The sequence below is a fragment of the Methanofervidicoccus sp. A16 genome (genome assembly GCF_003351865.1).
In the GTDB taxonomy this organism is placed as follows: Archaea; AGJL01; Methanococci; order Methanococcales; family Methanococcaceae; genus Methanofervidicoccus.
Genome location: NZ_CP022242.1, coordinates 338481 through 353385, shown reverse-complemented (window position 1 = coordinate 353385; position 14905 = coordinate 338481). Strand labels below are relative to the sequence as shown.

Genomic DNA, 14905 nt, shown 5'->3' with positions numbered 1-14905 from the left:
AAGGTGGGAATATTCCAATAGAGGTCATTAATAGGGAGGAAAGGTCATTAACTATAAACCCTCCAAAGATGAATCAGTTAATGGGAGGGGTCATGGCAGTACTTGGAATATACAGGGCATTTCCCCTTGTTCATGGCTCCCAGGGATGTGCCAATTATGTAAAGAATACCTTGGCAAAGCATTTTAAGGAACCTGTTGAAATTGCCACTACAGGTTTTTATGAGATCTCCGCAATATATGGAGCAAGTGATATTATAGAGTCCAGTATTAAAAATATACTGGAGAATAGAGATCCTGATTTAATTGTAACAATGACCACAGGATTAAGTGAAATAATTGGAGAGGATATTCAAAGGGAGTTAAAAAGAATTTCTGAGAATATTCATAAAGATAACAATGGAACCTACTTAGTAGGTGTTAGTACTCTCTCCTACAGGGGTACCCATATTGATGGATACAACAATACCTTAAAAGAGATAATAAAAACCATCACTGAAAAGAATAAAGAGAAGAATAAAAAATTAGAAGGGAATTCCTTAAAGTCAGATAAAATAAACATAATACCTGGATTTGTCAATCCAGGGGATGTTAAAGAGATAAAGAACATACTAAGAAAAATGAATATAGGTTATAGATTACTTACAGATATAACCACTTTGGATAGGCCATTGAGACTTCCTAAGGAGAGATTTCCAAAGTGTGAGGCAACAGTTAGAGATATAGAGGAATCTCCCAATTCAAAATCTACCTTATCCTTTGGAATGGAGGGTATTGATGGAGCAAAGTATCTTGAAACTCTTGGAGTGCCATCCTACAATTTAAAGTTCCCAATAGGAATTGAAAACACCAATAACTTTATAAAAACACTATCTAATATATCGGGCCAGGAAATTCCAGAGTCCCTATGGGAGGATAGGGGCTATGCAATAGATGCCATAGTGGATGGAAATGATGTATTAAGGAATAAGAGGGTGGCTATATTCGGAGATCCTGATAAGGTTATTGGATTAACAAATTTTGCCTTTGAAATGGGGATGGAGGTTGTTGCAGTTTTATCCAACACTGAAACCCCACACTTCATCTCTGAAATAAAAAAGATATCGATGGAAAACAATGGAAAAATAACTATATTTGAAGGTGGCGACCTATATCAACTTCATAATTACATAAAGAAGAGACCTGTTGATATTATCATTGGAGATTATAGGGGGAGGTATATAGCAAATGAAGAGAGAATACCTTTATTAAGGGTTGGATTCCCTGTTGTTGATAGGCATGGCTACCATAGAAAACCAATGTTAGGATACAATGGGGCATTGAGAATTGCTGAGGATATTATAAACCTTTTAATAGAATCGTCAGAGGATTATGAGGGTTTAAGTATTTTTAAAAATTATTATTAATTTTATAAAATTTATTATTAAAATTATTATTATGTTATTAATTATATTTTTATAACACCATACCGGAAATTAACTTCCTTATTATTTAACCAATACAGGATATTACATTCCTAATAGGTAGAGGGACAGTATGAAAAGAATATTGATAATATCCATTTCCATGTTGCTTATTACTACAGTACTCTCTGGATGTACCACCAGTAGAAACATAATAATAACAAAGTTTGAGGATTTAGGCAGGGAAGGGGTAACCATAGCCATAGGGAATCCAGAGCATGTTCCCGCTGGAAGATATGCCATGGAAGTTATAGATAATTTAAGAGAATCCAATCCAGAACTTGCAGAAAAGATAGAGAATAACATAGTATCAAAGGATGTTACTGTTAGGGCAGTCTTAGATAAGGTGATTACAAGGGAAGTGGATGCAGGATTTATCTATAAACCTGATGCAATTATGGAGGGAGATAAAGTAAAGATCATTGAAATCCCAAAGGAAATAAACGTTTTTCCTGAATACTCCATTGCAGTACTGAGGGATAGTGATAATAAAAAAGAAGGAGAGGAATTTATAAAATTTATTATTTCAAAGGAGGGACAGGAGATATTAAAAAAATACGGATACATTGGCACTGTTAGGGATCCAAAGCCCTACACTCCAAAACATCTCGATGGAAGTATAGTTGTTTATGGAGGTGCAGGAATGGCAAATATGCTCAAAGAGATGGGAAAAGAATTTGAAAGGAAAACTGGATGTAGGGTAAATTTCCTATTTGCAAGTTCTGGTACATTAACCCAGAGAATAAAGGGGGGAGCAGTGGGGGGTGAAAATGGAGCAGATGTCTTTGCTACTCCAAGTGTAAGGTATATGGAGATTCTTAAAAGGGATGGATTTGTTGAGGATTACAAAATATTTGCAAAGAGTGAATTGGTGGTAGTTATCTCTAAGTAATTATAATAATTGGGTGGATTATGAATAACATAGGTACATTACTAATGAAGGGTTTAATGGGGCTAAGTATTGGAGCATTTACACTACTGATAGTTATGCCCCTCTTGGCATTACTATACAATATAGGGTTAAATCTAAATGTCTCTATCGATTACCGGGATATACTGGGCCCTTTGATTTTAAGTGTAATTACATCCCTTATATCAACCATAATCTCATTTTTTATCGGGATTCCCTTGGCCTATCTATTAACCTATAAGGAGTTTCCATTTAAAGAGGTATTGGATATTATGATCAACCTTCCCTTGGTAATACCCCCCACCGTTGCAGGATACTTACTTCTAATAACCTTTGGAAGGTATGGGATAATTGGATATCCATTACACCTCTTAGGGATAACCATAATGTTCAGTACCTTTGCAATCATCCTTGCCCAAACCTTTGTGGCACTTCCCTTTATGGTAAGAAGTGTTAAAACCTCCTTTGAGGATATACCTCCCTCACTAATTGACGCCTCAAAGACCCTTGGAGCAGGGGAGTATGAGATATTTAAAGAGATAATCCTGCCCCTATCAAAACCTGGAATCATATCTGGAGTAATACTTACCTATGCCAGGGCAATGGGGGAATTTGGAGCCACTATGATGGTTAGCGGTCTTTTGAGTACCTTGCCTATAGCCATATTTAACAGTGCCCAGAGTGGAAATAGAGAGGTTGCAAATATTCTCTCCCTGATTCTAATATTGATATCCTTTGGAATCTTGGCACTATTTAAAAGAATAGGCTATGGAAAATTAAAAAAGAACTAAGTATTTTGGGGGGTAAAATGATGATTGTATTGGATAACATATCAAAGGAATTTAATGGGCAGATGGTTTTAAATGGAATAAATTTAAGTGTAAGGGATAGGGAGATAATGGTACTGTTGGGACCGAGTGGTTGTGGAAAGACTACCCTTTTAAAGATCATTGCAGGATTGATAAAGCAGGATAGGGGAAGTGTAATAATAAACGACGAGTTAATGGATAACTACCCCCCACAGGAGAGGAACGTAGGGTTTGTTTTTCAGGAGTATGCCCTATTCCCCCATAAAAACGTATATGAGAATATAGCCTTTGGATTGAAAATAAGAAAATTACAGGAATCTGAAATTAAAAGTAGGGTAAATGAAATAATGGAGATACTTGAAATCCAACATATAAAGGATAAAAAAATATCCCAAATAAGTGGAGGGCAGAAACAGAGGGTTGCCTTGGCAAGGGCTCTAGTAATAGATCCAAGTGTTTTATTGATGGATGAACCATTGAGTGCCTTGGATCCTGTTTTAAGGGAGAGATTAAGGGAGGAGTTAAGGGAGATTTTAAAGAAGTTGGGGATTACAGGCCTATATGTAACCCATGATTTAACAGAGGCCATGTTGTTAGGGGATAGTGTTGCAGTAATGAATAAGGGAATCCTACAACAGGTTGGAAAGCCAGAGGAGATATTTTACCATCCAAAAAATGAGTTTGTTGCAAAATTTGTTGGAGTAAAAAATATCTTAAAGGGTACTATATTAAAATTAGAAAAAGACGATGCAATAGTAGAAATAAATAACAATAATTCAAAATTCAATATAAAGGTTAAAAAATATCCCATATTTGAAAGGGTAAGGGAAATATCATTATGTATCCATCCTGAGGATGTTATATTGGAGAATATTAAAAACAGAAGGGAGATAGTTAAAAAATATCCAAAGGATTATAATATACTAAGGGGGAAGGTTATTGATATAATTCCCAACGGCTCTTTATTAAAGGTTACTGTAGATATCGGTCCTTTGGATCTATACTCCATTACCACAAGGAATTTATTGGATTATGAGATAGGGGATGAAGTAGTAGTGCTATTCTCTAAGGATGCTCCTCATCCCCTCTGTGGTAAAAAATGTGATTTAGATAAAAAAAGATCCTGTAAGTGTAGAGGATTTAAAAAATAAATAATTAAATAAAAAATAAAAAAATTTTAAAAAATAAATAACCTTAGTTCCCATCAGTAGTAATTAAAAGAACAATGAAAACAATCAATATAAAAACTATTAAGCATTCTAGGATCTTTCTAATCACTTAGTTAAGATAGAAAACCTTACTCTGATATCCATTATATTGGAAGGTATACAGAGGATCATTCTCCTTCAATATTATTTTTAAAATTTTATATCTGAGATGATAGAAGTTTTTATTTTAAAATCTTTTCTTTATTATTTTTATTATTTTTATAATTATTATCTTTATTAATCTTTTAAACTATTCTTTTGATGGGAACTAGGGTAAATAAATAATAATAAAATAATAGAATAAAGAATATAAATATCATAAATGAGGGCTAATATGCCTACAATAACAGTTAAAAAAGACATTGAGGAAATTAAAAGGAAATTGATAGAAAAAAACACTGAAACTCTAATGGTTATTGGTTGTGGAATATGTGCAAGGATTAGTAAAACAGGTGGCCCCAAAGAAACTGAGGAGATGAAGGATATATTAATTAAAAATGGGTTTAAAATATTAAAAAATAACAAATTACCTAATACTATAGAAGAGGGATTATGTAATTACAGTGCAGTTAAAAAATTGGCAGAGGATATTGATGATAACTCTTTTGATTCAATACTTGTTCTTGGATGTGGAGCAGGTTTGAAATGTATTGCAGATAATTTTAAAAATAAAAAAATAATCACTGGACTGAATACTGTGGGAGTAGGGGTAAAGGGCAGATTAACATGTGTTGCCTGTGGAGATTGCAATTTTGATAATGGATGTAAAGGATTAAAAGATTAAATGTATGGGAAAATATAATCAAGAACATAAAAAAATAAAATTAAAATAATCTAAAAAAATAATAAATTAATTTAAGTTTTAAGATAAAAGGGAAAAATAAAATACTTAAAGAATAGAAACTCTACGGTCATTATTCTCTTCCTCCTACACTCCTAAGCACTGGAAGTACAGGAGAGAATCCTTTAAATATTGGGATTACTTATTATAAAAAATAATAATAAAATACGAAATAAGGATAAAACTAAAAAAATTAAAAAGTAATTCTGCCTGTTTATCCAGTGTCTAGATATAGGGAAGAAAGAGTTATTTTATTTTTTACATCTATCAGAATTTTATTAATTTTATTATTCCTCTTAGAAACTTTTATTATTTTTTTATTTTATTATGATAATCATTATTTTTATTATTCTTCTAATTACAATCTTGATGGGAACTAGGGTTGTAATTATTTAATATAGTCAATATACAATATCCTAGATAACTATAAAATAATAAAAATAGAGTAATTTTCATATACGATCCTTAGGGAGAATTACTCATTCTTCAGTACTTGGGAAAACTAAGGAAAATTATGACATGATTTCTACTTTTATGCAATTCTTTTTTAAGTGTTTTAATATCTTAGATTTTTTAATTTGATTTTAGTTCTTCTTTATTTTATTTTTATGTTTTTAATTTTTTTATATTTATTTTAATTATTTTAATAATTATTTTTATAAATTGTTTTAATTTTGTTAAGAGGATTGTAATTAATTCCTTCCAACTCCAAAGTACTTAAACCCTAACTCCTTTATCCTCTCCTTATCTAAGATATTCCTACCATCAAACACAACCTTTTCCCTTACTAAATCACCTATCTTACTCCAATCCTCCTCCCTAAGTTGAGGATACTCTGTAGTTATTATAATCCCATCCACATCTTTCACAGTTTCATAGAGGTCGTCCAAAACATAAAGATTATATCCATAGTAAGCCCCTGAGGTATTCAACCTGTACCTCTCTATGGTGTTTTCCCTAGCTTTCTCTACGTAGTCATAACATTTAACTATGCTTCCCTCCCTCAGTAGTAGATCTATCAGTTTTATACCTCTACTCTCCCGTAAATCGTCGGTGTTAGGTTTAAAAGCCAATCCCAATATTCCAAAGGTTTTCCCATTTAGATCTCCATAATACCTCTTTATCTTGTTTAAAAACCAGTATATTTGTTCCTCATTCACCTCATCTGTAGCCTTTATTAACTTGGACTCAATATCCCTACTTTCAAACTGTCTTATAAGTGCCTTTACATCCTTTGGGAAACAACTACCCCCATACCCAATACCTGCATTTAGGAATTTATTTCCTATCCTCTCATCTAACCCCAACGCCCTACTAACAGTTTTAATATCTCCACCAACTGCATCTGTCAACTTAGCAATCTCGTTTATAAAGGATATCTTTGTTGCAAGGAAGGCGTTGGCAGCGTACTTTATTAACTCTGCACTCTCCCAATCTGTGATAATAAAGGGTACTCCTTTGTCTAAGAAGTACCTATATACCTCCTTCATAATATCTACGGGACGGGAGTTACTCACGTCCTCAAATCCTAAGACTATCCTATCAGGATTGAAGAAATCCCTAAGGGCAATTCCTTCCCTTAAAAACTCTGGATTTGAAACTATATCAACATTGTAATTTTTTAACATTTCCTTAATTTTTCTATTTGTACCTACTGGAACTGTAGATTTTACAACAATTATCCTGTATCTATCATCGAGGTGTCTCTTTATAGATTCCACTGCAGAGTAGATAAACCTTAAATCTGCATTTCCATCTTTATCTTGAGGAGTTCCGACACATAGGAATATAATATCCGAATTTTTTATTTCCTCGTAAGATGTAGTAAATTTTAGATTTTTTCCAACATGTCTCTTTAGTAATTCATCCAATCCTTCTTCATAGAGGGGAGATATACCCCTATTTAGAAGTTTTACCTTTCTTTCGTCTATATCTATACCAACAACCTTATAACCAAATTCAGCCAACCCTACACTTTGAATCAACCCCACATAGCCAGTTCCTACTACAGATACTTTCACACTATCACCATTTTTAGTTTTTTAAATTATAATTTTTTATTTTTTTATAGCCTTTCCAACTTAATAGTTAAAAATATTTTATAAGATCGAGAAAAAATTGACAATTTTAATTAGTTTATAAACTAGTTCTGTTAAGAAATCTTCTCCCTTTTTTAATATCCAGAAATTGATACTTTAAGCATTTTTTTGAGTACTAATTTGTTATATAGTATAATTATCTTAACTACAACAATTCATGATTTAACTTCCTTATTATAAGTTATCTATTCTAACTTTATATTCATGATTAACATGAAACCCTCTTCCAACATTTTCTTATTATATTTCATTATATGAGAAAAAATTCTTATATGGTTTTATATTTAATAATGTATATCTAAAACAGTTAGAGAAGAAATAGAAAATTAAATGATAATGGTTTAAATGTTTAATAAAAAAATAGAATGTGTAGAAAAACTGTTTGAAACCTTCAAAGAAAGTTTTGAAACTTGGAAAGGAAATAGACTATTTTCCTTTTGAAAAGAGAGTATATGTGGAATGAGATAATAGAAAACTACGAGAGTTATCTAGATGGTAGTTGTGGAAATTTTTTGTCAGATCTTGATATACATATCCATTCCCAATTTGAAGTGTCCCTTTTAGTCCTTGCTTTAAGTTTTATACTTAACAATAAAGACTTCAAAGCTGTAGAAAGATTTAATGATAAGGAAATTGGGATATATGAAAATATAAGTAAATATGACGTTTTTGAAATACTAATTATAGAGGATATTAAAAAGAAAATAATATCTAAGGACAAAGAAAATTCTTAAACTTTTCGAAGAATCTTGTTAAGACGGCTTTCTACAATGTTGCAGAGAAAAAGGGTTGGAAGATGAAATTTATTGAAGGGGTTGGGCTGGTGTTAATGAGATAAAATACATAATCTAAAAATTATTAAAAAATAGTTATTCAGTAATAATATATATTGTAAGTTCCATAGTATTCTACTATGATACTTCTTATAGATATAAACCACGGTGCACTGGATGTTGCAAAGGAGTACTACAACTTAGGATATAGAGACATTCATATCTGGGACATCTACGGAAAGTTAGAGAAAGATAGAGATATACTAAAAAAATATAACGATATAATTAAATATTTAAAAATAATACCGCACAGGGAGAAACCAGATATCTCCAAGTATGAAGAGGTAATAGCCCCCATACACTGCCCTATAAACTGTAGATTTACATCTTTTCATCATGCCATCTCAAAGATTATAAGGGAAAAGTATGGTAACATACATAGGAAATTTATAGAGATAACGGGAGTTAAGGGAAAAACTACTACAACGGAACTTATCTCCCACATACTAAGTAAAGAATATGAAATTTTTATAAACAACAGTAATAGAGGCTCTATTACACCAGTGTCAGTGTTGAAGAGTATAGATAAATTGTATGAGAATGATATCTTGGATAACTACGATCTCTTTATATTTGAGGTATCTTTGGGTATAACATCCTGTAGATACGGGGCTCTTATAAACGTCCTGGAAAACTATCCTATAGGGAGAGGTTTAAGGGATGCCCTTTTTGCAAAAATGTCCAGTATGAAATTAGGTGAGAGGGTATATATAAACAGAGAGGTTGTTGAGGAGTACTTCAGTAAGGTAGGAAGGAGAATAGAAGGCAATGTAGTTGAGATAGATAAGAAAGATGCGAAGATACTCTCCAAGTACCCTCTGAAATACAGATATAAAGATAAAATTGTAGAATTTAACAGAGATGTATTTGGGGTTCACTACGTAGAGAACTCCCTCTTTGCCATTGAGATCTGTAAAAACTTTTTAGACATGGAAGATATCCTTGATAGGATTTACTCTTTCAAAATCAGGAGTAGAATGAATATAAGATCCCACAATCCCATCGTTATTGAAAACATAAATCCGGGGCTTGATGTAAGATCTATAGATTATGCAATAAGAGATTTTAAAAGTATCTTCAATGAAGGGGTTGTTGTAATAGGTGGAGATTTTGGATGCACCTGTGAGGAGATAGATACTAAAAAATTAGGAAATATACTAAGTAATTATAGAAATTATTTTAAGTTTATACTTGTAGGTCCTCTGGGAAGGGAGTTAAGAGAATATATAAATGGGGAGTATTTGGAGAATTTAGAGGATATCTATCGGAGGAGCCCATCAGACAATATGTTGATTATATACAGAAAATCTATATCCCTTTAGGATATTAAATAATCAATTTTAATAAATGTAAACCGAAAAATATATATATTATTACACATATGTGTATTATTAGAAAAAAGAAATATGGTGATAATAATGTTTGGAAGAAGATTTTTCAGAGGAATATGCAGACATGTCTTAACTCCAGGAGCATTTAGTAGATTTAGATATGTAGGTCCCTGTAGATGTGGATCTGGTCCTCATGCATTCTATATAGATGAAATGGGAAGATTAATTCACGCCTGGGATCTATTCTCTAGAGATGTATCAGAAGAAGACATAGAGAAATACCTAGAGGAAAGAATTAAATATTTAAAAGAAGAGTTAAAAATATTAGAGGAAAAATTAAGAAATATCAAAAAGAAGAAAGAATACTTGGGATAAAATGGAAATGAAAAAATTTCTATGTAGCAACTGTCAAAGTATAATTGAGGTACCCTATGGTACTCCAAAACCTGAAACCTGCCCACACTGTGGCGCTCCTTCTAACTATATTCACAGGATAGACGGAGGAGGTAGAGGATTAGGTCCTGGAAGAGGAAGGAGATGTGGATGTGGTTTTATAGAGAGGGGATAAATTTTTCTTTAAGGAAGAATGTCATTAGAGATATTTATATAAAAGCAAAACTCTCTAATTGATTAGGATTACTCTCTTTCAGGAAGGTATTAACAGTAAGTATTTTTTTTAGTATTTTAGATATTCGTGATAAAAATAATAAATATTATTTTTATTTTTATCTAATATTTTTTATAAAGTAAAAAATCAGTTATTATCTCTTGAACCATTGTGTATACTGGAGGAGTAAAGTGATAACTTCTATTTACAGAATTCTTTTTTAGGTAATTTAATAATTTTTATTTTTTATAAATTTTTATAATTATATTTTTTATCAAGATTTTAGTGAGAATTAGATCTTAGAGTTTTATGTCAAAATATACTATAAGAATGATCATAAAAAAATAAAAATCCTAATAATTATTTAAGAGTTTATTCAAAAAAATGAATTGGATATAACAGTTTATCCACTAAAAATATTTTTTGAACATTAAAAGGAGATTGGATAAATCCCATTAATCTTTTTCTTAAAAATATTTTATTCTTTTTTACTAATAAGAGTTGTACGTGTTAATACTTTGATGAAATAATAATTTTTTAGTTGGAGTAAAATACTTTATATCCTATCACATACAGACTTTAAAGAATGTAGTACCTCTATATAATCCATCTCCCCCCTCTCTATCTTATCCATAACTTCCTCAAGTTCCCTAGTTTTCTCCTCAGATATAAGTTGTGGATAGTGAGTAATGAGATAGTTATAAACCTCTATTCCCAACTTCGTAGGTATCAACTTACCTTTATTCTTACTCTTTATTACATACCCTCTATCTAACAACTTCTTTATTATCTGGGCGTAGGTGGAGGGCCTTCCTATACCTCTCTCCTTCATAAGTTTTACAACCTCCCCCTCATCGTAAAGTGGCACCTTATTTACCTTCCTTATACTGTACTCTAAAACCTTTAACTTATCCTTCTCTATCTTTGGAAGTTTCCTTAACTTCAGGTTGTATATCCTACTCCAACCGTCAAACTCCACATCTACATAACCCTCTATCTTCTCATCTATATCTTTTATATACAACTCCTGGTAGAGTACTGTAGTTTCCTTCATCTGGGACGCAATAAACCTTCTAAATATTAAGTCGTACACCTTTATATGGTTCTTACTTAGGGTTATGTTGTTCTCCTTTATAAACTCTATAAGTTCTCCAGTATCCATCGGTTTCGTAGGCCTTATACACTCATGTGGCCCCTCCATGTAAAACTCCCTGTTCTTAAGGTAATCCTCCAAGTTGGACAACTTCAAGTACTCCCTTGCAACCCTCATACCATCTAAGGATACCCTTGTGGAGGAGGTTCTGTGGTAGGTGGTTAATCCAAGTTCGAAGAGATCCTGGGCTATTCTCATAACCTCCTCTGTACTTAGATAAAATTTCTTTGTGGCCTCCTCCAACAGGGTATCTGTGGTAAATGGTGGTAGTGGAGGGATATCTTTTTTATAGAGATCTACCTCAACCTCTACCTCATCTCCCCTAAATTCCCCCTCCCATACCTTTCCAACGTATATATCGTACTCCAACCTTAGGGAGAGATAAGGTACCTTCTTCTTATGTTCCTCGTACCTCTCTATTATCCAACCTAAAACTGGCGTCTGCACCCTACCTGCAGAGAGGTAATTCTTGTTGAAAACATCCCACAACTTCTGACTGAGTTTAAACCCTATCCATCTATCCTCTATCCTCCTAACTAACTGACTCCTAACCTTGTTCTCATCTAACTTTAACTCCTCACCTCTCCTGTAGGCATCTACAGATCTTAAAATTGCCCTCCTGGTTATCTCGTTGAACCCTATCCTGTAGATGTTTTTGTTAAATGGTAGTATATTCAGGGCTATATCGTAGCCTATCTTCTCCCCCTCTGTATCTATATCTGTCGCTATAAACACCCCATCTACCTCATCTGCGATCTCCCTTATCGTCTCTATATTCTCCTTACAGTTTATTACGTTGATCTTCTCCCCCTTCTCCATTAACCCCCTTATTATTTCCTCTATATCTTTCTGATCAGTTATCTGCTCCCCATTTATCTTCCTTATTGCCATATAGATAGGGATATAGATATTATCCTCTATCTTTACACCGTAGTACCCCTCCTTTGTAACTAAATCGAAGATATGGCCACCACTGGCAGTTATTATTAGGTTTATGTCCCCCATACAAACCTCGTAGATATTTACGCCGTTGATCTTTCTCCTCGAGGGCCTTCCAAAGAAACTTGCTATCGTCCTCGCCTTGTTTGGACTCTCTACAACCATAAGGATGGACTTCATTATATCAGGTACCTTACCTCTCCTCTTACCCACCTTAATTTTCTCCCTATCCTCATCGATTTTCCTTATTAACTCCTCAAAATTAACCTCCTTAACATCTTTAAATTCACTCTCGTAGTTGAACAACATATACTTTTTAACACTTTCAAATAACTTCCAGTCATCTACAAGTAGTATAGAGGCACCCTTTGTTAAACCGAACTCTGTCATCCTGGAGGTTCTACCTGAGGCCTGTATGTAGGTTTTTATATCTGGTATAAGGAGGTATATCTCATCCCCTTCAACCCTTAGGGAGAAGTTCTTTAACTTTAAATCTTTTTCTAAGATCTCTTCGATCTCCTCTAGGGATCTCCCCTCTATATCTACCTCTATCTTTTTACTCTCCCTTACCTTCTCCAAGTACTCCCTAAGTTTAAACTTCATCTTTGGAATACCGTAGAATATGGCGTACCTTACCCTCTCTGGTATATCGAGTCCCCTAACTAGAACCCCGTAGTAGGATGCCATCCCTATAAGTACATCTAACTTGCCCTCTTTAAAGTCCTCAAAGCCCTCCTTATCCTTCGAATGGATAACCTTAGCCTTTATGTTGTTCTCCTTTAAAAGATTCTCAATTTCCTCTGCTATCTCTAAACTGTAATCCTGGGATATGAATATCAAACCACCAGAGCCTAACGTTTTAACGTACTCCAAAACCTTATCCCTATCTATCTCGTCGTAGATATCAACAACATCCCTCAACTTGTTTATACCGTATCCAACTTCAAAGTCCAACAACTCCCTGTACAACTTCACCCTATCTCCATAACTCTTCCCAGTTGCAGATGCTATAACTATACAGCCATGTTTAATGTTCTCTATCTTCTTCTTTAAGTTCTCCCTAAGTTCCAACCCCTTATCGAAGTTCTTCCTCTTCATCAGTAGTATTATCCTGTAAGCCTCATCTATCAACTCTTTATTAAAGCCTAGAAGTAGTAAAGTCCTATCTATGTTCTTGGAGGATTTTAAAAGTGCATCTACGTCATCTACAAATATAAAGTCAAAGGTTGTACTGGGCATGTTCCTAGTTAGATAGTTAGATGTTGTAATCAACACCTGAAAGTCCCCCCCCTCTATCCTCTCCTTAACCTCCCTTTTCTCCCTCTCACTTAACTCTGAGTGATAACACACTACACCAACTCTATCTCCCATAAGGGACACTGCCCTCTCGTACGTCTGTTTAACTAAGAGAGTTGTAGGTAGGATTATATAGCATCTCTTCCCCTTACTTGCCAGATAGAGACTCATCAACACTCCAAAGAAACTCTTACCTACCCCAGTTGGGGCAACTATGGAGAAACTCTTATTCTTCAAAACCCTCTTAGCCCACATCTTCTGAATACTGAGGAGTTCATAGCCTAAATTTTTACAAAACTTTTCAAACTCCTTAAATTCATTCCAAATTCTACAGTAATCCTTTAATTTATCTAAATTCTTATTATTTCTCAACTTTCTACAGAGATCCAACTTAGAATACTCTCCCTCCTCCTCTAAACACCTCTCACACACTCCTAACTCCAACCTACTACTGTAGATCTCACCAAAACAGTTGGGACACATCTCCTTGTATATAATAGGTATCATGATCTAACACCATCACAACTTTTCTAAGATCTCTCCCAGTTTCTTTATAAACTCCTCCTTCTCCCTATCATCTACATCGTCCTTAACAGGTACAACTATAATTTCCTTAGAGGGAAGTCTTATAGATGCCCTAAATCTACCGTCCTCCCTGGCTACCTTTGTAATCCTCTCATTGTATATATATAATTTATCTAAAAGTTCCTCTGTTATCAGTGCCTCGTTATCACAGTACTGCAATGGACACCCCTCCCGCCAGAAACCCCATCTATCTCCAGCCTCGTACACCCTCCTAACGTCTATATTATAGTACTCTACAAGTTTCAGTATATCTTCATATCCACATCTTATAAGTGGCCTGAAGAATAGAAAGTTGTACTTCTTAGGTACTGGAGTTAACTCCATCTTTTCAAATCTTACCTCCCCGTATTTCTCCTTTAGATACTGCATAATAGGGCCTGATATCTTCTCCACAGAGGTATCCCCCGTCATTATCACCTCAGCCCCTTCCTCCTTTGCTATCTTTATAGTTCTACTCTTCATTATATTCTTACATATCCTGCATATACTCCTCCCCTTTGCCCCCTTTGTCCTCTTCTTCAGATCTTTGGTAATATCGTAGAACATTATAGGTACATCAAACCTATCTGCTATTCTCTTAGCCTCCTCCTTGGAGAGTTGCCAACTCCATCTATGGGTGAAATGGATAGCAAGGGATATATTGAGCCCTAGATCTTTGGCTAACGCCAAGGCTGTAGCACTGTCCTTACCTCCACTTAGCATACACACTATCTTTTTATCTATCACTCCCCACTCCTGGAAGTTATTTATAATATCCTCCTTCAATTGATTTAGATCATTTAACTTTCTGTAACTTCTCGTCCACTCTGAAAATAGTATATTTCCCATTTTCCC

At 33.8% G+C, this 14905-nt stretch carries 12 protein-coding genes; 9 read left to right on the top strand and 3 right to left on the bottom strand.

Annotation, left to right across the window (positions count from 1 at the left end; translation table 11 throughout):
- Positions 1–68: 68 nt before the first annotated feature.
- The 5 genes from CFE53_RS01655 to CFE53_RS01635 all read left to right on the top strand — a co-directional run bounded on the left by CFE53_RS01655 (position 69) and on the right by CFE53_RS01635 (position 5171).
- Complete coding sequence (locus tag CFE53_RS01655) at positions 69–1403, top strand: nitrogenase component 1 (protein WP_148120171.1); 1335 nt, start codon at positions 69–71, stop codon at positions 1401–1403.
- 130 nt (positions 1404–1533) lie between these two features.
- Positions 1534–2352 carry a molybdate ABC transporter substrate-binding protein gene (gene modA / locus CFE53_RS01650; protein WP_148120170.1) on the top strand — a complete coding sequence of 273 codons (819 nt, stop codon included), beginning with the start codon at positions 1534–1536 and terminating at the stop codon, positions 2350–2352.
- Between the two features lie 20 nt (positions 2353–2372).
- Positions 2373–3161: an ABC transporter permease gene (locus CFE53_RS01645; protein ID WP_253254761.1), complete on the top strand. Its 789-nt coding sequence runs from the start codon at positions 2373–2375 to the stop codon at positions 3159–3161.
- Between the two features lie 17 nt (positions 3162–3178).
- Positions 3179–4330, top strand: a complete 1152-nt coding sequence (locus tag CFE53_RS01640; protein ID WP_253254760.1) for an ABC transporter ATP-binding protein — start codon at positions 3179–3181, stop codon at positions 4328–4330.
- Positions 4331–4721: 391 nt separating this feature from the next.
- Positions 4722–5171 carry a hypothetical protein gene (locus CFE53_RS01635; protein ID WP_253254759.1) on the top strand — a complete coding sequence of 150 codons (450 nt, stop codon included), beginning with the start codon at positions 4722–4724 and terminating at the stop codon, positions 5169–5171.
- Positions 5172–5920: 749 nt separating this feature from the next.
- Here CFE53_RS01635 and CFE53_RS01630 read toward each other — a convergent pair.
- Positions 5921–7249, bottom strand: coding sequence for a UDP-glucose/GDP-mannose dehydrogenase family protein (locus tag CFE53_RS01630; RefSeq protein WP_148120169.1), 1329 nt, complete (start codon positions 7247–7249; stop codon positions 5921–5923).
- 530 nt (positions 7250–7779) lie between these two features.
- Between CFE53_RS01630 and CFE53_RS01625 the strand changes: the two genes are divergently transcribed.
- From CFE53_RS01625 to CFE53_RS01610, 4 genes are all read left to right on the top strand, one after another.
- The gene (locus tag CFE53_RS01625) at positions 7780–8061 is read left to right on the top strand and encodes a hypothetical protein (RefSeq protein WP_148120168.1); all 282 of its coding nucleotides are present in this window, start codon (positions 7780–7782) and stop codon (positions 8059–8061) included.
- A 179-nt stretch (positions 8062–8240) separates the two neighbouring features.
- Complete coding sequence (gene cfbE, locus CFE53_RS01620) at positions 8241–9482, top strand: coenzyme F430 synthase (RefSeq protein WP_253254758.1); 1242 nt, start codon at positions 8241–8243, stop codon at positions 9480–9482.
- Positions 9483–9578: 96 nt separating this feature from the next.
- On the top strand, positions 9579–9866 hold the full coding sequence (locus CFE53_RS01615) for a med21 domain-containing protein (RefSeq protein WP_253254757.1): 288 nt from the start codon (positions 9579–9581) through the stop codon (positions 9864–9866).
- A gap of 1 nt (position 9867) precedes the next feature.
- On the top strand, positions 9868–10059 hold the full coding sequence (locus tag CFE53_RS01610) for a hypothetical protein (protein ID WP_148120166.1): 192 nt from the start codon (positions 9868–9870) through the stop codon (positions 10057–10059).
- Positions 10060–10654: 595 nt separating this feature from the next.
- Here CFE53_RS01610 and rgy read toward each other — a convergent pair.
- Positions 10655–13993: a reverse gyrase gene (rgy, locus tag CFE53_RS01605; RefSeq protein ID WP_148120165.1), complete on the bottom strand. Its 3339-nt coding sequence runs from the start codon at positions 13991–13993 to the stop codon at positions 10655–10657.
- 12 nt (positions 13994–14005) lie between these two features.
- Positions 14006–14899 carry a 7-cyano-7-deazaguanine synthase gene (locus CFE53_RS01600; protein ID WP_148120163.1) on the bottom strand — a complete coding sequence of 298 codons (894 nt, stop codon included), beginning with the start codon at positions 14897–14899 and terminating at the stop codon, positions 14006–14008.
- Positions 14900–14905 lie beyond the last annotated feature (6 nt).

What these genes read in the sequence shown, in the direction of transcription:
- CFE53_RS01655 (WP_148120171.1), top strand. Translation starts at nt 69, where the DNA reads ATGAATCAGTTAATGGGAGGGGTCATGGCAGTACTTGGAATATACAGG.
- modA (WP_148120170.1), top strand. Translation starts at nt 1,534, where the DNA reads ATGAAAAGAATATTGATAATATCCATTTCCATGTTGCTTATTACTACA.
- CFE53_RS01645 (WP_253254761.1), top strand. Translation starts at nt 2,373, where the DNA reads ATGAATAACATAGGTACATTACTAATGAAGGGTTTAATGGGGCTAAGT.
- CFE53_RS01640 (WP_253254760.1), top strand. Translation starts at nt 3,179, where the DNA reads ATGATGATTGTATTGGATAACATATCAAAGGAATTTAATGGGCAGATG.
- CFE53_RS01635 (WP_253254759.1), top strand. Translation starts at nt 4,722, where the DNA reads ATGCCTACAATAACAGTTAAAAAAGACATTGAGGAAATTAAAAGGAAA.
- CFE53_RS01625 (WP_148120168.1), top strand. Translation starts at nt 7,780, where the DNA reads ATGTGGAATGAGATAATAGAAAACTACGAGAGTTATCTAGATGGTAGT.
- cfbE (WP_253254758.1), top strand. Translation starts at nt 8,241, where the DNA reads ATGATACTTCTTATAGATATAAACCACGGTGCACTGGATGTTGCAAAG.
- CFE53_RS01615 (WP_253254757.1), top strand. Translation starts at nt 9,579, where the DNA reads ATGTTTGGAAGAAGATTTTTCAGAGGAATATGCAGACATGTCTTAACT.
- CFE53_RS01610 (WP_148120166.1), top strand. Translation starts at nt 9,868, where the DNA reads ATGGAAATGAAAAAATTTCTATGTAGCAACTGTCAAAGTATAATTGAG.
- rgy (WP_148120165.1), bottom strand. Translation starts at nt 13,993, where the DNA reads ATGATACCTATTATATACAAGGAGATGTGTCCCAACTGTTTTGGTGAG.
- CFE53_RS01600 (WP_148120163.1), bottom strand. Translation starts at nt 14,899, where the DNA reads ATGGGAAATATACTATTTTCAGAGTGGACGAGAAGTTACAGAAAGTTA.